At 60.8% G+C, this 19,024-nt stretch carries 13 protein-coding genes; 12 read left to right on the forward strand and 1 reads right to left on the reverse strand.

Features of this window, described 5'->3' with window-relative positions:
* The first annotated feature begins 113 nt into the window (after positions 1-113).
* Positions 114-1,109, forward strand: a complete 996-nt coding sequence (locus ACIOYV_RS05355; RefSeq protein ID WP_401321506.1) for an aldo/keto reductase — start codon at positions 114-116, stop codon at positions 1,107-1,109.
* 45 nt (positions 1,110-1,154) lie between these two features.
* Here ACIOYV_RS05355 and ACIOYV_RS05360 read toward each other — a convergent pair whose 3' ends face one another.
* Entirely contained in the window at positions 1,155-1,673 is a 519-nt protein-coding gene (locus ACIOYV_RS05360; RefSeq protein WP_054046415.1) for a hypothetical protein, read from the reverse strand.
* 386 nt (positions 1,674-2,059) lie between these two features.
* Here ACIOYV_RS05360 and ACIOYV_RS05365 point away from each other — a divergent pair, with 386 nt between their 5' ends.
* From ACIOYV_RS05365 to glgX, 11 genes are all read left to right on the forward strand, one after another.
* Positions 2,060-4,051 (forward strand): methyl-accepting chemotaxis protein, encoded by a 1,992-nt coding sequence (locus ACIOYV_RS05365; RefSeq protein ID WP_290025674.1) that lies wholly within the window; start codon positions 2,060-2,062, stop codon positions 4,049-4,051.
* A gap of 294 nt (positions 4,052-4,345) precedes the next feature.
* Positions 4,346-4,792, forward strand: coding sequence for a DUF411 domain-containing protein (locus tag ACIOYV_RS05370; RefSeq protein WP_054046418.1), 447 nt, complete (start codon positions 4,346-4,348; stop codon positions 4,790-4,792).
* Positions 4,792-5,226 (forward strand): YqaA family protein, encoded by a 435-nt coding sequence (locus ACIOYV_RS05375; RefSeq protein WP_401321509.1) that lies wholly within the window; start codon positions 4,792-4,794, stop codon positions 5,224-5,226. Before ACIOYV_RS05370 ends, ACIOYV_RS05375 begins: the two co-directional genes overlap by 1 nt.
* Before the next feature lie 170 nt (positions 5,227-5,396).
* Entirely contained in the window at positions 5,397-6,419 is a 1,023-nt protein-coding gene (locus ACIOYV_RS05380; RefSeq protein ID WP_163909965.1) for an alpha/beta fold hydrolase, read from the forward strand.
* Positions 6,420-6,429: 10 nt separating this feature from the next.
* Positions 6,430-7,383: a D-2-hydroxyacid dehydrogenase family protein gene (locus tag ACIOYV_RS05385; protein WP_401321513.1), complete on the forward strand. Its 954-nt coding sequence runs from the start codon at positions 6,430-6,432 to the stop codon at positions 7,381-7,383.
* Positions 7,384-7,985: 602 nt separating this feature from the next.
* A complete protein-coding gene (gene glgA / locus ACIOYV_RS05390) occupies positions 7,986-9,572 on the forward strand; it encodes a glycogen synthase GlgA (protein ID WP_054614895.1) in 1,587 nt (528 codons plus the stop codon).
* A 17-nt stretch (positions 9,573-9,589) separates the two neighbouring features.
* The gene (gene treZ, locus ACIOYV_RS05395) at positions 9,590-11,383 is read left to right on the forward strand and encodes a malto-oligosyltrehalose trehalohydrolase (RefSeq protein WP_290025682.1); all 1,794 of its coding nucleotides are present in this window, start codon (positions 9,590-9,592) and stop codon (positions 11,381-11,383) included.
* Positions 11,380-13,458, forward strand: a complete 2,079-nt coding sequence (gene malQ / locus ACIOYV_RS05400) for a 4-alpha-glucanotransferase (protein WP_163909962.1) — start codon at positions 11,380-11,382, stop codon at positions 13,456-13,458. The genes treZ and malQ overlap by 4 nt, the downstream gene beginning before the upstream one ends.
* Complete coding sequence (locus ACIOYV_RS05405; protein ID WP_401321518.1) at positions 13,455-16,250, forward strand: malto-oligosyltrehalose synthase; 2,796 nt, start codon at positions 13,455-13,457, stop codon at positions 16,248-16,250. Before malQ ends, ACIOYV_RS05405 begins: the two co-directional genes overlap by 4 nt.
* 21 nt (positions 16,251-16,271) lie before the next feature.
* Complete coding sequence (locus ACIOYV_RS05410) at positions 16,272-16,613, forward strand: DUF2934 domain-containing protein (RefSeq protein WP_054046434.1); 342 nt, start codon at positions 16,272-16,274, stop codon at positions 16,611-16,613.
* 250 nt (positions 16,614-16,863) lie between these two features.
* Entirely contained in the window at positions 16,864-19,023 is a 2,160-nt protein-coding gene (glgX, locus tag ACIOYV_RS05415) for a glycogen debranching protein GlgX (RefSeq protein WP_054046436.1), read from the forward strand.
* Position 19,024: the final 1 nt, after the last annotated feature.

A 19,024-nucleotide genomic window follows, 5' to 3' on the forward strand; every position in this document is an offset into this window, starting at 1 on the left:
GCCGCACCTGCCGATTATTTAGAAATCGTGAATAGTGATAGCAGTTTTAGCCGGTTTATCTTGTTTCTGTCGAGGGGAACAATGGCGACTCACATTTTCAAGGAGCTGAACTCATGCAAACACGTCAACTGGGCAAGAACGGACCACAGGTGAGCGCCATCGGATTGGGCTGCATGGGCATGACCGATTTCTACACTACCGGCACCGATACCCGCGAAGCCACCGCGACCCTGCACCGGGCGCTGGAACTGGGCATTAATCTGCTCGATACCGCCGACATGTACGGCCCGCACACCAATGAAGAACTGATCGGCAAAGCCATTGCCGGCAAGCGCGAGCAGGTGTTCCTGGCCAGCAAGTTCGGCATCGTTCGCGATCCGGCCAACCCGACTGCACGCGGTGTCGATGGCCGTCCGGAATACATTCGCCAGTCCATCGACGGCACTCTCAAGCGCCTCGGCGTGGACACCCTGGATTTGTACTACCAGCACCGGATCGATCCGCAAGTCGCCATCGAGGAAACCGTCGGCGCCATGGCCGAACTGGTGAAGGCCGGCAAGGTGCGTTACCTAGGATTGAGCGAAGCCTCAGCGGCCACACTGGAACGGGCGAACAAGGTGCATCCGATCAGCGCCCTGCAAAGTGAATATTCATTGTGGAGCCGTGACCAGGAAGACAACGGTTGCCTGGCCGCGTGTCAGCGCCTGGGTATCGCGTTTGTGCCTTATAGCCCGTTAGGCCGTGGCTTTTTGACCGGCGCACTGAAAAGCCCGGACGACTTTGCCGCCGACGATTACCGGCGCTTCAGTCCGCGTTTTCAAGGGGAGAATTTCGCGAAAAACCTGCTGCTGGTGCAGCAAGTGCAAACGCTGGCCGCCGACAAAGGCGTGACCGCCGGGCAACTGGCGTTGGCCTGGGTGCTGGCGCAAGGCGAGTTCCTGATCCCGATTCCCGGGACCAAGCAGCGTAAATACCTGGAGGAAAATGTCGCGGCGCTGGAGGTGAAACTGAGCGCCGGCGAGCTGCAAGCGCTGGAGGCTATCTTCCCGGCCCACGCCACGGCCGGCCTGCGTTACCCGGAAGCGGTGATGCAAATGCTCGACCGCTGATTGCGCGACTTCTGCCCCGCTCAGCGCAGTGAGCGGGGCAGACAATCATTTGTCCTTTTTCTTGACCGTAGAACCGTTACCTTCACCGTAGGTTTTCAGGTTCTGCAGCACGTAGATCGCTTTCTTGAACTCAGGCACCAGGTAGTTGGCGTACTTGTTGCCCTTGAGGTTGTTGCTCTGGATCGAATCCAGCTGCGTGGCGAAATAGTCCAGCGCATTGAATTTGGCATCCGGGTCGTTCGGGATACCAAACTTGTCGAATTTGTCGCCAGCGTTGAGCAAGGTCAGCGCGGTCACATCGCCGATGATGCCGTTCTGCTTGAGGAAGGTGCTCATGTTGCCCAGCTGCTTGGCCGAGATGTTCGACGGATCGAAGCCCTTGACCTGTTTGAACAGTTGCAAGCTATCCATTTTCGCCCGATCGAGGATCGTCGGGTTGGTGCCGACCATGGTCAGGATTTCCCGCACCTTGGCGCTCTGGGTCACCGGTTTCGCATTCTCCGAACCCTGGCGCACCAGCAGGCCCGATTTGGCAGTCCAGTTGCCGACCAGACCAATTGTCATGACCGTACTCCTTTCGACTGGAACATAGAAAATCCTTGTTTTGAGCGAGATGATTGCGGGGAAGTATCGGCGTGAAACGACAGTACACCTATTAATATTTCGTCTTTTTACAAATTTCGTACATTTTCGATACAAATCGCCAAGTGCCCGGTTTCATTGGCCTATATGAAATTTTTGATCTTGGTCTAGCCGCTCTATCGATTGTCATTTATTACAGAATCATTGCGTTTGTAGCGGTCTCGACACTCGCCTGATCTTGACCGTCTGTCCCCCTGACTGATTTCTTGTACGCCCGTACTAAAGCTCGCCCCCGCCAGGCCGATAAGCCCTGGATAGCCCCACTTCCAGAACCCAAACAATAAAAACGCAGCACAAGGACCGGTCCCATGCCCGCATTCCGTACCATTCAGGCTCGCTACACGCTGTTTCTGGTCCTGTTCATCCTGCTGCTTTCGGTGCTCACGGTGGTGGGCATCAGCCAGTTGGTCGCGCCGAAACTGCGCCAGACCGAAGAACAGGTGGCCCTCAACCGCATTGCTGAAGTCGCCGAGCAAATCCAGGGCGAACTGAACAAGGTCCAGGCCCAACAACGCAGCATCACCCAGACCATTCCCCTGCTCGACAGCGCCGCCATCGATACGGTGTTGCCCGGTCTGGTGGACCAGTACGGCGAGCTGAAAGTGTTCGGCGGCGGGATCTGGCCATTGCCCGGTCAGCGTGAAGCGGGCCGCAACAAGTTCAGCACCTTCTGGCACCGCGACAGCTCCGGCAAACTGGCGGTGAACACCTTCTGGAACAGTGACGCGGCACCTAACTACTACGACCAGACCTGGTACAAGGGCGGCATGGCCACCCCGCGCGGCCAGTGCGCCTGGGCTGCGGCCTATAAAGATGACGCGAGTGCCGAACCGCGCACCAACTGCGCCATGGCCATCCAGAAAAATGGCGCGGCTTACGGCGTGTCGACCATCGACGTGACCCTGGGCTTCTTCAACGACCTGATCGCGCGCAAGGAAAAAGACCTCGGCGCGGAAATGCTGATCGTCGAGTCTGACGGCAAAATCATCAGCAACAGCTCGCGCATCAGCGGGCCGATCGTGTTGAAAAACATAAGCGAACTGGCCGGCAACTCGCCGTTCGCCAGCCAGGTCAAGGCTGGCCTGCAAAACCGCGACAAGGCCCAGCGCGTCGAATTCGACAACAACGGCGAAGCCAGTACCTTCTTCATGCGCCCGATCGAAGGCACGCCGTGGTACCTCGCCACCGCCCTGCCGACCAAGTTGATCACCGCTCAGCGTGACGATGTGCTGAACACCTTGAGCCTGTTGCAGATCCCGATGGTGATCCTGCTGGTGCTGTTGCAGATCTATGCGATCCGCCAGTTGATCCACCGCATGAAAATCCTCAAGACCAACATTGACGCACTCTCTGCCGGCGACGCCGACCTGACCAAGCGCATCACCATTCGCGCCGAGGACGAACTGGGGGCCATCGGCCATTCGGTCAACGCCTTCATCATCTACTTGCAGAACATGATCGGCGAAGTGACCCAGGCCACCGGCGCCATGGCGTCGAGCCTCGACAACCTGCAACGGACCTCGGAGCACACCAGCCAGATCCTGGTGCGTCACGCTTCGGAAACCGATCAGACCGTTACCGCCATCACCGAAATGAGTTCCACCGCCGACAGCGTGGCGCAGAACGCCGCCGAAACCGCCTCGTTCACCCAGCGCGCCAGCGAACACGCGGATCGCTCGCGGGTGGTGGTCGGTGAAGCCTCCAGCAGCGTGGTCGCGTTGATTGAAGAAGTGGCCAGCGCCACGCATAAAGTCGAAAACATGCAGCAGGATGCACAGCGGATTACCGAGATTCTCGGTGTGATCGGTGCGATTGCCGGGCAAACCAACCTGTTGGCGCTTAACGCTGCGATTGAAGCGGCACGCGCCGGTGAGCAGGGTCGTGGTTTTGCGGTGGTGGCCGATGAAGTCCGCGCCCTCGCCGCCCGGACCCAGGCCAGCACCTCGGAAATCAACGAAATGCTCAAGCGCCTGACCCAGGGCGTGAGCTCCTCGGTGGCCGCGATGGAAAACACCCAGGCCAGCTGCCAGTCCGCCGCCGATGCGACAGCCCGGGTGAACTCCGGCCTGGATGAAATGGCCGGCTCCGTCAGCCACATCAACAGCCTCAGCACGCAGATCGCCACCGCCGCCGAACAGCAAAGCGCAGTGACCGAAGAGATCAACCGCAGCATGGTGCAAATCCGCCACATGGTGGATGAACTGGTGAAAAGCGGTCACGCCAGCGAACTCAATACCCAGCAATTGCTGGAAGCGAATAGCCGGGTGAGCGCAATCATGGGCCGGTTCAAGGTTCGCTGATCCGCGAACCCTCCCTTTGTGGGAGCTCCCCTGTGGGAGCGGGCTCTGTGGCGAGGGGGCTTGCCCCCGTTCGGCGGCGAAGCCGTCGCAAGACCTGGGCGCTGGATTTATCTGAAGAAATGTAGAGGGCTGCTTCGCAGCCCAACGGGGGCAAGCCCCCTCGCCACAGCAAACTCGCTCCCACAGGTTTTGCGCCTACTTTTGCATTACTTCGAAACACTCTCGCCCCGCGCGGTCGGTTAAAGTCGTCAAAATGCGTCTTTTTTTGACCGCCACCCGAGTCGAGATCCTCCCATGCGAACCCACCTGCGTCTGGTCGCCCTGAGCGCCCTGTTCCTCTCCTCCCTGGCCCACGCCGCCGCCCCGATCCCCATCGAAGTCCACCGCGACGCCAACTGCGGTTGCTGCAAAAAATGGATCAGTCACCTGGAAGCCAACGGTTTCAAGGTCGAGGACCATGTCGAAGCCGACATGAGCCAGTTCAAGCAACAGCACGGCGTGCCACCGCGCCTGGCGTCGTGCCACACGGCGCTGATCAACGGCAAATTCGTCGAAGGCCATGTGCCGGCCGAGCAAGTGCTGGCCCTGAGCAAACGTGACGATCTGCTGGGAGTCGCCGCGCCAGGCATGCCCATGGGTTCGCCGGGCATGGAAATGGACGGCATGAGCGACGCCTATCAAATCATCGGCCTGAAAAAGGATGGGACTGACACGGTGGTAGCGGACTACCCCGCCCATTGATGTCCGGCGCACTTATCGGGCTGTTTCTGGCGGCGTTCGGGGCCGCGACGTTATTGCCGTTGCAGTCCGAGGCGGTGCTGGTCGGGTTGTTGCTCAGCCATCGTGATTGGCTCTGGTCGCTGCTGGCGGTCGCGACGCTGGGCAATGTGCTTGGCTCGCTGGTGAACTGGTGGCTGGGTCGCGGCATCGAACGCTTTCGTGAACGGCGCTGGTTTCCGGTCAAGCCACGGCATCTGGAAACAGCGCGAAAACATTATCAGCGCTATGGTCACTGGTCATTGCTGCTCAGTTGGCTGCCGGTGATCGGTGATCCGCTGACCCTGGTCGCTGGCGTGATGCGCGAACCGCTGTGGCGATTTCTGTTGATCGTCAGCCTGGCCAAAGGCGCGCGTTATGCGGTGTTGGCCCTGGCAACCCTCGGCTGGATGAGTTAACCCTGTGGGAGCGAGCCTGCTCGCGAAAGCAGTGCATTAGTCAACATCAGTGTTGCCTGACACTCCCTCTTCGCGAGCAGGCTCACTCCCACATGGATTGCATTGGTTGTATTTAATCTCGCCCTAATCATGCCGATCCAGCATCGACGAATTTCCCATGGAGTCCACCTATGTCCCCTTCCCGCTGGCTGCCCGGCCTGCTGTTGACCGCCGCCCTGCCGATGCTGGCTCATGCCGAAGGTCCGGAGTACGGCCCGGAGCTTCAGGGCTTCGAGTATCCCTACACGGTCAAGCACTTTGCCTTCCAGTCCCAGGGCAAATCCCTGCAAATGGGTTACATGGACGTCGCCGCCCATGGCAAGGCCAACGGGCGCAGCGTGGTGCTGATGCATGGCAAGAATTTCTGCGGCGCCACCTGGGACAGTTCGATCAAGGCCCTGAGCGAGGCCGGTTACCGGGTGATCGCGCCGGACCAGATCGGCTTCTGCACCTCCAGCAAACCGGACAACTATCAATACAGCTTCCAGCAACTGGCGACCAACACCCAGCAGTTGCTCAAAGCGCTGGGCATCCAGAAAGCCACGTTGCTCGGGCACTCCACCGGCGGCATGCTCGCCACCCGTTATGCGTTGCAGTACCCGGAACAAGTCGAGCAACTGGCGCTGGTCAATCCCATCGGCCTGGAAGACTGGAAAGCCCTCGGCGTGCCCTATCGCACGGTTGATCAATGGTATCAACGCGAGCTGAAAGTCAGCGCCGACGGCATCCGCGAATACGAACGCAGCACCTATTACGCCGGACACTGGAAGCCTGAGTTCGACCGTTGGGTCGACATGCTGGCGGGGCTCAGCAAAGGTCCCGGCAAGACTCAGGTGGCATGGAACTCGGCGCTGATCTACGACATGATCTTCACCCAACCGGTGTACTACGAGTTCAAGGACTTGAAGGTGCCGACGCTGTTGCTGATCGGCACCTCCGACACCACCGCCATCGGCAAGGACATCGCGCCACCGGCGGTGAAGGCGAAGATTGGTCACTATGAAGTGCTCGGCAAGCAGGTTGCCCAGCTCATACCACAATCGACGCTGATCGAATTTCCAGGCCTGGGCCATGCGCCCCAGATGGAAGAACCGGCAAAATTCCACCAGGCCTTGCTTGGCTGGCTGACTCAATACAACCCTGTTCGCGGATGAGGTAAGGCTGATGGCAGTGCAGATTGCGGTGATCGATGACTGGCAGGACGTGGCCAGCGGCGTGGTGGATTGGTCGGTGCTGGAAAGCATTGGCCAAGTGAGTTTTCTGCATGACTACCCGGCGGACAACGACACGCTGGCCGAGCGTTTGGGCGGGTTCGAAGTGATTTGCGTGATGCGCGAACGCACACGGTTCGACGCAGACCTGCTGCGCCGTTTGCCGAAACTCAAACTGCTGGTCACCGGCGGCATGCGCAACGCAGCCCTGGACTTTAAAGCGGCCGCGGCGCTGGGCATCCAGGTCAGCGGCACCGACAGCTACAAACACGCCGCCCCGGAACTGACCTGGGCGCTGATCATGGCCGCCACCCGCAACCTGGTGGCCGAAGCCAACGCGTTGCGCGCCGGCCAGTGGCAACAAAGCCTCGGCGGTGACCTGCATGGCAAGACCCTGGCGATCCTCGGCCTGGGCAGCATCGGCCAGCGTGTCGCGCAGTTTGGTCAGGTCTTCGGTATGCGGGTCATCGCCTGGAGCGAAAACCTCACTGCCGAACGCGCCGCTGAAGTGGGCGTGAGCTATGTCAGCAAGCAGGAACTGTTCGAACAGGCCGACGTGCTGTCGGTGCATCTGGTGCTCAGCGAGCGCAGTCGCGGGATCGTCGACGCCCAAGCGCTGGACTGGATGAAACCCACTGCCCTGCTGGTCAACACGGCGCGCGGGCCGATTGTCGATGAAGCGGCGCTGATCAAGGCCTTGCAGAAGAATCGCCTGGCGGGCGCGGCGCTGGATGTATTCGACGAGGAGCCATTGCCCGAACTGCATCCGTTCCGCACGCTGGACAATGTGCTGGCCACGCCGCATGTCGGGTATGTCAGCCGACAGAATTACCAGCAGTTCTTTTCGCAGATGATCGAAGACATACAGGCTTGGGCGGCGGGTGCGCCGGTTCGGTTGTTGAATTAAGACCGCGTTACCGTTCTTCGCGAGCAGGCTCGCTCCCACAGGGATTTCTGGTGACCACACGTTTTGTGTACACCCCCCGGTCCACTGTGGGAGCGAGCCTGCTCGCGAAGAGGCCCTCCGCAACACCAACCCTCTTCAAACATTGCGCACCACAACAGTGCAAAACCCTTTTCCCCCTCGCACACCCATGTGACTCCCACGTGACATTTTGGCCCGTCATTTCAAAAAAACATGCCCTTCGTCGGTGCGTTTGCCCTCCGTATTTGCACGTCCGTACCTCTTTAAACCGATTGTCGAACAATTTTGCCATTTGGTCCGTGCCGCTCTAAGTTCTGGCCTAGACTGATTTTCGCAGGCTGAAACCGGTCGGTCACAAAGCGGGAAAAAACTCGAAACTTTTACCTGTTGTGCAGAGTCCTCTCTAAGACAGGTGCGTTCCGACTGGTGCAATCCTTGCAACAGCCCCTTCACCCTTTGTGCTTTAGCGTATCGGGCAGCCATTGCTCCTTGATGCGTAGCGCGTTTGCGCCCGGCCACAGGATTTGGCCACGAACACCGTTTGTGCCAAGCCTAGAATTAGATCAACAACACGGGAGATTCATATGATCAGTGCGGCTTTAGATATTCAGGGAGAACGTGCTCATCAGCAGGTCGGCGAATCGAGCGCCGTGAATGCCCCGAGCAGCAAGACAGTCAGCGTCCCCGGCACCAAGACGCTGGCACCGGTCGCCAGTCAGAACCCCAACCGGAAGAAAGTCCTGTTTGTCACATCGGAAATCGCCGACCTGGTGAAGACTGGCGGTCTGGGCGACGTTTCTGCAGCGCTACCGCGCGCCATGGCTCATCTGCACGATGTTCGTGTGCTGATCCCCGGTTATCCGCAAGTGCTGCACAGCGAAAACCCGATTCACATCATTGGCGAACTCGGCGGTCATGCCGCATTGCCGCCCTGCAAGATCGGGCGCATGGACATGCCGGACGGCCTGGTCATTTACGTGTTGATCTGCCCCGAACTCTACGAGCGCGAAGGTTCGCCTTACGGCGCCAACAACGGTCGCGACTGGCCGGACAACCATATTCGTTTCGCCCGCCTGGGCCTGGCCGCTGCTGATATCGCCGCCAACCTCGCACAAATTCACTGGTGCCCGGACCTGGTGCACGCCCATGACTGGCCAGCGGGCCTGGCCCCTGCCTACATGCACTGGCGTGGGCAGCGCACGCCGACCCTGTTCACCATCCATAACCTCGCCTATCAGGGCGTGACCAGTCTTGGCTCTTGCCCGGAGCTGGGCATTCCAATGCACGCACTGCAACAGGAAGGCATGGAGTTCTACGGCAAAATGTCGTTCCTCAAGGCCGGCATGGCTTACTCGAGCCATATCACCACGGTCAGCGCCACCTACGCCCAGGAAATCACTACCCCGGACTTCGGCTGCGGCCTCGACGGTTTCCTCGCCGCCAAGACCCAGCAAGGCCTGCTCAGCGGGATTCCCAACGGCATTGACGAGAGCTGGGACGCGGCCACCGACCCGCACCTGTTCTGCCCGTTCACCATCGGTGACTGGGACGGCAAAGCGGTCAACGCCGCCCACGTCCGCGAACTGTTCGGCCTCGAAGACTCCGAAGGCCCGCTGTTTGCCGTGGTCTCGCGACTGGTTTATCAGAAAGGCCTGGACCTCACTGAAGCCGTGGCTGACTACATCGTCGAACACGGCGGCCAGATTGCAATCATCGGCCGTGGCGAGCCGGAAGAAGAACAAGCCATGCGTGAACTGGCCCTGCGTTTCCCAGGCCAGGTTGGCGTGCGTATCGGCTTCAACGAAACCGACGCCCGTCGCATGTTCGCCGGCAGTGATTTCCTGCTGATGCCTTCGCGTTACGAACCTTGCGGCCTGAGCCAGATGTACGCCCAGCGCTTCGGCTCGTTGCCGGTGGCACGCAATACCGGCGGCCTGGCTGACACCATTGAAAACGGTGTGACGGGTTTCCTGTTCGACGAATCCACCGTCGAAAGCTACCGCGAAGCCCTGAGCCGCGCGTTCAAGGTCTTCGCTTTCCCCGATCTGCTTAACGCAATGCGCTGCCGCGCGATGGCCGCACCTTTCAACTGGTGCAAAGCCGTCGAACCCTACGCCGAACTCTACGAAAAACTGGTGGGCAAAGCCTTGGGCAAATCGGGCCACAAATAACTCAGAGGCTTTCAACAATGCCGTTACGGACCCTTGAGACCTGGCCCCACGGCGCAATCATGCTGGACGCTGAACACACGCGTTTTGCCTTGTGGGCGCCAGATGCGTTAAACGTCAGTCTCGAACTGGATGATGGACAATCAATACCGCTACTGCCCCAGGCCGACGGCTGGTTTGTGATCAAGACCCGCTGCCCGGCCGGCACGCGATACCGCTACAACATCGACGCTGAACTGCAAGTGCCGGACCCGGCCTCCCGCGCCCAGGCCGGGGACCTCGACCGCCACAGCGTGGTGGTCGATCCCCTCGCCTATCACTGGCAAAACAGCCACTGGCAGGGGCGGCCGTGGAATGAAGCGGTGATCTACGAATTGCACGTCGGTGCCCTCGGCGGTTTCAGTGAAGTCGAGCAGCACCTGGCGCGCCTGGTCGAATTGGGCATCACCGCTATCGAACTGATGCCGCTGGCGCAATTTCCCGGTGAGCGCAATTGGGGCTACGACGGGGTTCTGCCCTACGCGCCCCAAGCCTCCTACGGTTCCCCCGAACAACTCAAACACCTGATCGACACCGCCCATGGCCATGGTCTGGCGGTGATTCTCGACGTGGTCTACAACCACTTCGGCCCCGACGGCAATTACCTGCATCACTACGCCAAAGGCTTCTTTCGCGAAGACAAACATACCCCGTGGGGCGCGGCCATCGACTTCCGCCGCCGCGAAGTGCGGGAGTTTTTTATTGAAAACGCCTTGATGTGGTTAATGGAATACCGCTTCGACGGTTTGCGCCTGGACGCGGTGCACGCCATCGAAGACCCGGACTTCCTCCAGGAACTGGCGCAGCGAGTGCGCGAGCAGACTGCACCGGGCCGCCACGTCTGGCTGAATGTGGAAAACGAACATAACCAGGCCAGTCTGCTGGAACAAGGATTCGACGCGCAGTGGAACGACGACGGCCATAACGCCTTGCACGTGCTGCTGACCGGCGAAACCGACGCCTACTACGCCGACTACGCCGAGAACCCCACCGAACAACTGGCACGCTGCCTGAGCGAAGGCTTTGTGTTCCAGGGCCACATCAATCGTCACGGCGAGGCACGGGGCGAACCCAGCGGCCATTTGCCGCCGAGTGCCTTCGTGCTGTTTCTGCAGAACCACGACCAGATCGGCAATCGCGCCTTTGGCGAACGCCTGCATCAACTGGCGCCGACCGACGCGTTGAAAGCGGCGACTGCGCTGCTGCTGTTGTCGCCGATGATCCCGCTGATGTTCATGGGCGACGAGTTCGCCGCCGAGCAACCGTTCCTGTTCTTCACTAGCCACCACGGCGAATTGGCGGAACTGGTGCGCGAAGGTCGGCGTAATGAATTCAAGGCCTTCAGCGCGTTCAAGGATCCGCATAAACGCGAAAAGATCCCCGACCCGAACGCGCCAAAAACCTTCGAAGCGTCGCAGCCCAAACCTGCCGGCGAACCGGCGCAGCAAGCGATTCACGAGTTGTATCGGCAACTGCTGAAACTGCGTCACGAGCACATCATCCCGCACCTGAGCGGCGCCCGCGCGCTGGGGGCCGAGGTGCTGGCCGACGGTGCTGTAAGCGCTCGCTGGCGGCTCGGCAACGGCAACCTGCTGCGCATTGACCTGAACCTCAGCGACGCGCCTGTGGTCCACCCTCCACAGGCCGATGCTTCGCTGTTGTTCGAACACCCACCCGCGTCCGGCCTGTTGAACCAGAGCAGCCTCGCCCCTTTTTGCGTGCTCGTCAGCCTCACGGCTGCAAACCCTTTGCTACCTGATGGAGAGCGCCTATGAGCGATGCGCAACTGGAAATACTGGCCAGCCGAGCTGGCCTGGCAGTCGACTGGATCGACGCCAACGGACGCCCACAGAAAGTCGCCCCGGCCGTATTGCGCGCAGTCCTGATCGGCCTTGGCCATCCGGCCGGCACGACTCAGGAAATCGACGCCAGCCTGCTGCAATTGCAGCAAGTGCAACAAACCCGCCACCTGCCGCCGCTGATCACCGCGGACGTGGGCAAGGGCCTCGACCTGGCCCGTTATTTCGAGCCTGAAACCCCGTGCGAAGTGCACCTCGAAGACGGCGCGCGCCTGAACCTGAAACTCGATGCCAATGCGATCCTGCCGGGCCTGATCCCGGTCGGCTATCAGCACGTCAGCATCGATGGCCAGTCCTTCACGCTGGCCGTGGCCCCCGAGCGCTGCTACAGCGTCGGCGATGCGGTCGACAGTCCGATCCCGCGCACCTGGGGCTTGAGCGTGCAACTGTATTCGCTGCGACGCCCCGGTGACGGTGGCTTTGGCGATACTCAGGCCCTCGAAGACCTGGCCCGGGTCGCCGGTGAACGCGGTGCCGAAGCGCTGGCGATCAGCCCGATGCACGCGATGTTCAGCAGCGACACCCACCGCTACAGCCCGTATTCGCCGTCGAGCCGCTTATTCCTCAACAGCCTCTACGCCGCGCCGGGAGCGATCCTTGGTGAGCGCGCCTTACGCGATGCGATTGATGCCACCGGGCTGGCCGAACAACTGCAAGAACTTGAAGCCCTGCCATTGATCAATTGGCCGGTGGCCGCCGAAGCCAAACATCGGCTGTTGCAGGCGCTCTACGAAGGCTTTGTCCAGGGTGAACATCCCTTGCATGAAGACTTCAGCAGCTTCCGCCATGCCGGCGGTGAAGCGCTGGAAAACCATTGTCGCTTCGAAGCCATCCAGGAAGCCCGCGCCGCTCGCGGTGAAGACCTGGACTGGCGTCACTGGCCGGAACAATGGCAAGACCCGCGCAGCGCCGCCCTCGCCGACTTCGCCGAAGAGAACGCCGGACGCATCGGCTTCTTCGCCTTCTGCCAATGGCTGATCGACCGTTGCCTGGCCCGCGCGCAAAGTGCAGCGCTCGGTGCCGGCATGAGCATCGGTTTGGTAGCCGATCTCGCAGTTGGCGCCGATGGCGGTGGTAGCCAGGCCTGGAGTCGCCAGGACGAATTGCTCGCCTCCCTGACCGTCGGTGCGCCACCCGACATCCTTAACCGTTCCGGTCAGGGCTGGGGCATCTCGGCGTTTTCCCCGGAAGGTCTGGTGCGCAACGGCTTCCGCGCATTCATCGAAATGCTGCGGGCCAACTTCGCCCACGCCGGCGGCCTGCGCATCGACCATGTGATGGGCCTGCAACGCTTGTGGGTGATCCCCAACGATGCACCGCCGGCCGATGGCGCGTACCTGTACTACCCGGTGGACGACATGCTGCGTCTGCTGGCCCTCGAATCCCATCGACATCAAGCGATTGTGCTCGGCGAAGACCTCGGCACCGTCGCCGACGGCCTGCGCGAAAAACTCATCGCTCGTTCGATCCTTGGCATGCGTGTGTTGCTGTTTGAACAAGACAACAGCCACTTCAAGTCGACGCTCGAATGGCCGGACAACGCGCTGGCGACCACCAGTACCCATGACTTGCCTACGCTCAACGGCTGGTGGCATGGCCACGATATCGACTGGAATGCCCGTCTCGGGCTGGTCGATGCGAATGGCGAGATCGAGTGGCGTCATCACCGTGAACGCGAGCGCGAAGGCCTGCGTCGGGTGTTGAGCGAGGACCCGCAGAACTTCCGCGAAGAGTCCCATGAAACCGATCAGGTGCTCGATGCCGCGATCCGCTTCCTCGGCCATACCCGCGCGCCGCTGGTGTTGCTGCCGATGGAAGATGCCCTGGGCATCGAACAGCAAGCCAACCTGCCCGGCACCATCGACACGCACCCTAACTGGTCACGGCGTTTGCCCGGTGACAGTGAAGCGTTGCTGGATGACCCGGACGCGGCCCGACGCCTTGAACTGCTCGCCTGCGCGCGACTCCAGGCGGCCGAGCGTGACCAATGAACCAGGCCTTGATCCAACCGCTGCGGGCGACCCTGCGGCTGCAATTTCATAAAGGTTTTACCCTCGACGATGCGGTGCCGCTGGTGCCGTACTTCGCCAGCCTGGGTATCAGCCATGTTTACGCGTCGCCGCTGCTCAGCGCCCGCGCCGGTTCGATGCACGGCTACGACGTGGTCGACCCGACCACGGTCAACCCTGAACTCGGCGGCGAGGCGGCGCTGCGCCGTCTGGTCGATGCGTTGCGCCAGCAGAAGATGGGGCTGATCCTCGACATCGTGTCCAATCACATGGCGGTCGGCGGTGGCGATAACCCTTGGTGGCTGGACTTGCTGGAATGGGGACGTCTGAGCCCTTACGGCGAGTTTTTCGACATCCAGTGGCATTCCCCCGACCCGTTGATGGAAGGCCAGTTGCTGCTGCCGTTTCTGGGCAGCGACTACGGCGTGGCGTTGCAGGACGGCACCCTGCCCCTGCGATTCGATGCCGAACACGGTGCGTTTTATGTCGAGCACTACGATCATCACTTCCCGATCTGCCCGACCGGCTACGGTGAGTTGCTCAAGCCTGACGATCAACTGAATGCCGAACAGAGCGAGCAACTGAAGTTTCTCGCCGACCGTTTCGCCGCCCTGAGCTACCAGACCGATGCGCATAGCCTGGCGATTCCCCTGCAAGAGGAACTGCGCGAGTTGGCCCGCGACCCGGCCATGCTGCACGCCATCCAACAGCACATCAGCACTTATGACTCGCTGACGACAGAAGGCTTTCAAAACCTGCACAACCTGCTGGAGCGCCAGAGTTATCGGCTGGCCAGTTGGCGCACGGCGGCGGACGACATCAACTGGCGGCGTTTTTTCGATGTGAATGAACTCGGCGGCCTGCGGGTTGAACGCCCGGCGGTGTTCGAGGAAACCCACGCGAAGATCTTCGAACTGATTGCCGAAGGTCTGGTGGACGGCTTGCGCATCGACCATATCGATGGTCTCGCCGACCCACGCGGTTATTGCCGCAAACTGCGGCGTCGGGTCGATAGCCTGTCCCCGCAGCGGCACCTGCCGATCTACGTCGAGAAGATCCTCGGCGAAGGTGAAACCCTGCACCGCGACTGGTCGGTGGACGGCACCACCGGTTATGAATTCATGAACCAACTGTCGTTGCTGCAACACGATCCCGCCGGCGCCGAAACCCTCGGTGAACTGTGGAGTCGCCATAGCGAACGGCCCGCCGAATTCATCCAGGAAGCGCAACTGGCGCGCCAGCAGATCCTCAACGGTTCGCTGGCCGGGGATTTCGAAAGCGTCGCCCAGGCCCTGCTGCAAGTGGCCCGGGATGATGTGATGACCCGCGACTTGACCCTCGGCGCGATCCGTCGGGCATTGCAGGAACTGATCGTGCATTTCCCGGTGTACCGCACCTACATCAGCCCGCGTGGTCGCTCGGCCGAAGACGATGTGTTTTTCCAGCAAGCCATGGACGGTGCACGGCAGACCTTGGGCGAGGCCGACTGGCCGGTGCTCGATTGCATCGCCGGCTGGCTCGGCGGCGAACCCTGGCGTAAACGCCCGGTGGGCCGCCAGCGCAAGATCCTCAAACACGCTTGCGTGCGCTTCCAGCAATTGACGTCACCGGCGGCGGCCAAGGCCGTCGAAGACACCGCGTTCTATCGTTCGGCGGTGTTGCTGTCGCGCAATGACGTGGGCTTCAGCACCGAACAGTTCAGCGCGCCGGTCAGCGATTTCCACGACGCTTGCCTGCAACGCCTGAAAGCGTTTCCCAACAACCTGCTGGCCACCGCGACCCACGACCACAAGCGTGGCGAAGACACCCGGGCGCGTCTCGCGGTGTTGAGCGAGCGCAGCGGCTGGTACGCCGAACAGGTCGAGCACTGGCGAAACCTGGCGCGAGAACTGCGCACCGACGACAGCTCACCCTCGGCCGGCGATGAGTTGATTCTCTATCAAGCGATCCTCGGCAGTTGGCCGCTGGAATTGCGCAGCGATGATCAACCGGCACTGGAGGACTACGCCAAACGTCTGTGGCAGTGGCAGCAAAAAGCTCTACGCGAAGCCAAGTTGCAAAGCAGCTGGAGCGCGCCGAACGACGCTTACGAACAGGCTACCGAAGCCTTTCTCAATCGCTTGCTGCTGAGCCCCGAAGGTCAGCCGTTGCGTTCGGCCCTGGGCGAAGCGGCACAGGCGATTGCTGCGCCCGGCGCGTTGAATGGTTTGGCGCAAACCTTGCTGCGCATGACCGTGCCGGGGGTGCCGGATCTGTATCAGGGCAACGACTTCTGGGACTTTACCCTGGTCGATCCGGACAACCGCCGGCCGGTGGATTACGCCGCTCGACAACAGGCTTTGCAGGCACCAATTGACCTGTCCGGGCTGTTGGCGAATTGGCGTGACGGGCGCATCAAACAACGGCTGGTCGCCCATACGTTGAACCGTCGGGCCGAGTACGCCGAGCTGTTTCGCCAAGGGGCCTATGCGGCCCTTGAAGTGGTCGGCAGCGAGGCTCATCGCGTGTTGGCGTTCATGCGTTCGCTGGAAGGCCAACGCGCCATCGTGATCGTGCCGATACGCTGTGCCGGGTTGCTGGAAAACAGTGCCGCGCCTCAGGTGGACGCGCTGCGATGGGGCGATACGCGGGTCAAATTACCGTTCACCACCCCGAACGAAAACCTGAAGGGACTTTTTTCAAACGCCGCAGTCACAAAAAACATGGAGCTGGAAATCAGCGCCGCGCTGGGGGACTTCCCGGTCAATCTCTTTATCCAAACTATCGACACTTGAGTTCAGTTCAGGAGCATTGCGATGAGTACCGAAGATAAACGCGTTCGCGAATTTGCCTATCAAATCTGGGAGTCGGAAGGGAAACCCGAAGGCCAGGAAGAGCGCCACTGGGAGATGGCGCGCAAGCTGGCCGAAGCCGAAGCCCTGGCGCCGAAGAAATCTCCGAAAGCTGCCGGCAGCAAGGCTGCTGCGGCCAAACCGGCTGCCGCCAAGGCTGACAGCAAGCTCAACGGTCAGGCCGATGGCAAGGCTGCGGCGTCCAAAGCCAAGGCCAAACCTGCTGCGGCCGCCAAAGTAACCCCGCCGGGTGAAAAGGCCCCCGAGAAAAAACCACGCGCCGCGAAAAAACCGCCAACGGTTTAACGCTTCACGCCTTGTCCTGATTGATCTCGTGGCGAGTTCACTCGCCACTGTGGGCGCACTCGCCCGGAATAAAGAGCTTCGTGAACTGAAACACTGCAATCCCTGTGGGAGCGAGCCTGCTCGCGAAAGCGACCTGTCAGCCGGCATTGATGGTGCTGACACACCGTTTTCGCGAGCAGGCTCGCTCCCACAGGGTCTGCACCAGACCGACTGACATCACCGTACTCGTACCCCATTTGCAGGAGCATTTATGACCAATCCAAAAAAAGCCGCGCCAGAACCTCAAGCCGAGGCCTCGCGAATTCGTGAAGGCTTGCCCTTCCCGCTGGGCGCGACCTGGGATGGTTTGGGGGTTAACTTCGCACTGTTTTCCGCCAACGCCACCAAGGTTGAACTGTGCATCTTCGACGACGCCGGCGAAGTCGAACTGGAACGCATTGAGCTCCCGGAATACACCGACGAGATCTACCACGGCTACCTGCCCGACGCCCATCCGGGGCTGATCTACGGCTACCGTGTCTACGGTGCCTACGACCCGGCCAACGGCCATCGCTTCAACCACAACAAACTGCTGATCGACCCGTACGCCAAGCAATTGGTTGGTGAGTTGAAATGGTCCGAAGCGCTGTTCGGCTACACCATCGGCCACCCTGACGCCGACCTCAGTTTCGATGAGCGCGATAGCGCACCGTTCGTGCCGAAATGCAAAGTCATCGACCCGGCGCATACCTGGGGCAACGACCATCGCGTCAGCGTGCCGTGGGACAAGACGATCATTTATGAGACTCACGTGCGCGGCATCAGCATGCGTCACCCTTCCGTCCCCGAGAATCTGCGTGGCACCTTCGGCGGGTTGATGGTCGATGACGTACTCGAACACATCCGCAAGCTCGGCGTGTCGTCCGTGGAATTGCTGCCGATCCACGCCTTCGTCAACGACCAGCATCTGCTGCACAAAGGCATGACCAATTACTGGGGCTACAACAGCATCGCCTTCTTCGCCCCGGACCCGCGCTATCTGGCCAGCGGCAAGATCGCCGAGTTCAAGGAGATGGTCGCGCACCTGCACGAAGCCAATCTGGAAGTGATCCTCGACGTGGTCTACAACCACACCGCCGAGGGCAACGAACAAGGTCCGACCCTGTCGATGCGCGGTATCGACAACGCCTCCTACTACCGCTTGATGCCCGATGACAAGCGCTACTACATCAACGATTCCGGCACCGGCAACACCCTGGATTTGAGTCACCCGTGCGTACTGCAAATGGTCACCGACTCGTTGCGCTACTGGGCCACGGAAATGCACGTGGACGGTTTCCGCTTCGACCTCGCGACCATTCTCGGGCGCTACCACGACGGTTTCGACGAGCGCCACAGCTTCCTCGTTGCTTGCCGACAGGACCCGGTGTTGCGCCAGGTGAAAATGATCGCCGAGCCTTGGGATTGCGGCCCCGGTGGTTATCAGGTCGGTGGCTTCCCGCCGGGCTGGGTCGAGTGGAACGACAAGTTCCGCGACACCGTGCGCGCCTTCTGGAAAGGCGATGACAACCAACTGGCGGATTTTGCCAGCCGCATGACCGCGTCCGGCGAGATGTTCAACCAGCGTGGACGGCGTCCGTATGCGTCGGTGAACTTCATCACCGCCCACGACGGTTTCACCCTCAACGACCTGGTGTCGTACAACGACAAGCACAACGAAGCCAACGACGAAAACAACCAGGACGGCAGCAACAACAACCTGTCCTGGAACCATGGCGTCGAAGGCCCGACCGACGATCCCGAGATCAACGAACTGCGTCAGCGCCAGATGCGCAACTTCTTCGCCACGCTGCTGCTGTCCCAAGGTACACCGATGCTGGTCGCCGGTGACGAGTTCGCCCGGACCCAGGACGGCAACAACAACGCCTACTGCCAGGACAGCGACATCGGTTGGGTCAATTGGGATCTGAGCGAAGACGGCAAGGCGCTGCTCAAGTTCGTCAAACGCCTGATCAAGTTGCGCCTGGCCTATCCGATCCTGCGACGCGGACGCTTCCTGGTCGGCAATTACAACGAAGACATCGGCGTCAAGGATGTCACTTGGCTGGCCCCGGATGGCAGCGAGATGAGCACCGAACAATGGCAGGAAGCCCACGGTCGTTGCCTGGGCATGCTGCTTGACGGCCGCGCTCAGGAAACCGGGATCCGCCGCAAGGGTGGCGATGCGACGTTGCTGCTGGTGGTCAACGCGCACCACGACATCGTCAATTTCACCTTGCCGGAAGTCCCGGACGGCGGTCACTGGACCTGCATGATCGACACCAACCAGCCGTCGATTCGCGGTCAGGAACGCTTCGAGTTTGGTCACGAATATTCGGTCACCGGCCGCTCGCTGCTGCTGTTCGAATTGCAGCATGAGGAAGAAGAGTGAA

It is taken from the genome of Pseudomonas sp. NPDC087342 (assembly GCF_044744265.1).
Lineage (GTDB): Bacteria > Pseudomonadota > Gammaproteobacteria > Pseudomonadales > Pseudomonadaceae > Aquipseudomonas > Aquipseudomonas nunensis.

Excerpts from the sequence above, each read along its gene's own strand:
- ACIOYV_RS05355 (WP_401321506.1), top strand. The coding sequence starts at position 114 with ATGCAAACACGTCAACTGGGCAAGAACGGACCACAGGTGAGCGCCATC.
- ACIOYV_RS05360 (WP_054046415.1), bottom strand. The coding sequence starts at position 1,673 with ATGACAATTGGTCTGGTCGGCAACTGGACTGCCAAATCGGGCCTGCTG.
- ACIOYV_RS05365 (WP_290025674.1), top strand. The coding sequence starts at position 2,060 with ATGCCCGCATTCCGTACCATTCAGGCTCGCTACACGCTGTTTCTGGTC.
- ACIOYV_RS05370 (WP_054046418.1), top strand. The coding sequence starts at position 4,346 with ATGCGAACCCACCTGCGTCTGGTCGCCCTGAGCGCCCTGTTCCTCTCC.
- ACIOYV_RS05375 (WP_401321509.1), top strand. The coding sequence starts at position 4,792 with ATGTCCGGCGCACTTATCGGGCTGTTTCTGGCGGCGTTCGGGGCCGCG.
- ACIOYV_RS05380 (WP_163909965.1), top strand. The coding sequence starts at position 5,397 with ATGTCCCCTTCCCGCTGGCTGCCCGGCCTGCTGTTGACCGCCGCCCTG.
- ACIOYV_RS05385 (WP_401321513.1), top strand. The coding sequence starts at position 6,430 with ATGGCAGTGCAGATTGCGGTGATCGATGACTGGCAGGACGTGGCCAGC.
- glgA (WP_054614895.1), top strand. The coding sequence starts at position 7,986 with ATGATCAGTGCGGCTTTAGATATTCAGGGAGAACGTGCTCATCAGCAG.
- treZ (WP_290025682.1), top strand. The coding sequence starts at position 9,590 with ATGCCGTTACGGACCCTTGAGACCTGGCCCCACGGCGCAATCATGCTG.
- malQ (WP_163909962.1), top strand. The coding sequence starts at position 11,380 with ATGAGCGATGCGCAACTGGAAATACTGGCCAGCCGAGCTGGCCTGGCA.
- ACIOYV_RS05405 (WP_401321518.1), top strand. The coding sequence starts at position 13,455 with ATGAACCAGGCCTTGATCCAACCGCTGCGGGCGACCCTGCGGCTGCAA.
- ACIOYV_RS05410 (WP_054046434.1), top strand. The coding sequence starts at position 16,272 with ATGAGTACCGAAGATAAACGCGTTCGCGAATTTGCCTATCAAATCTGG.
- glgX (WP_054046436.1), top strand. The coding sequence starts at position 16,864 with ATGACCAATCCAAAAAAAGCCGCGCCAGAACCTCAAGCCGAGGCCTCG.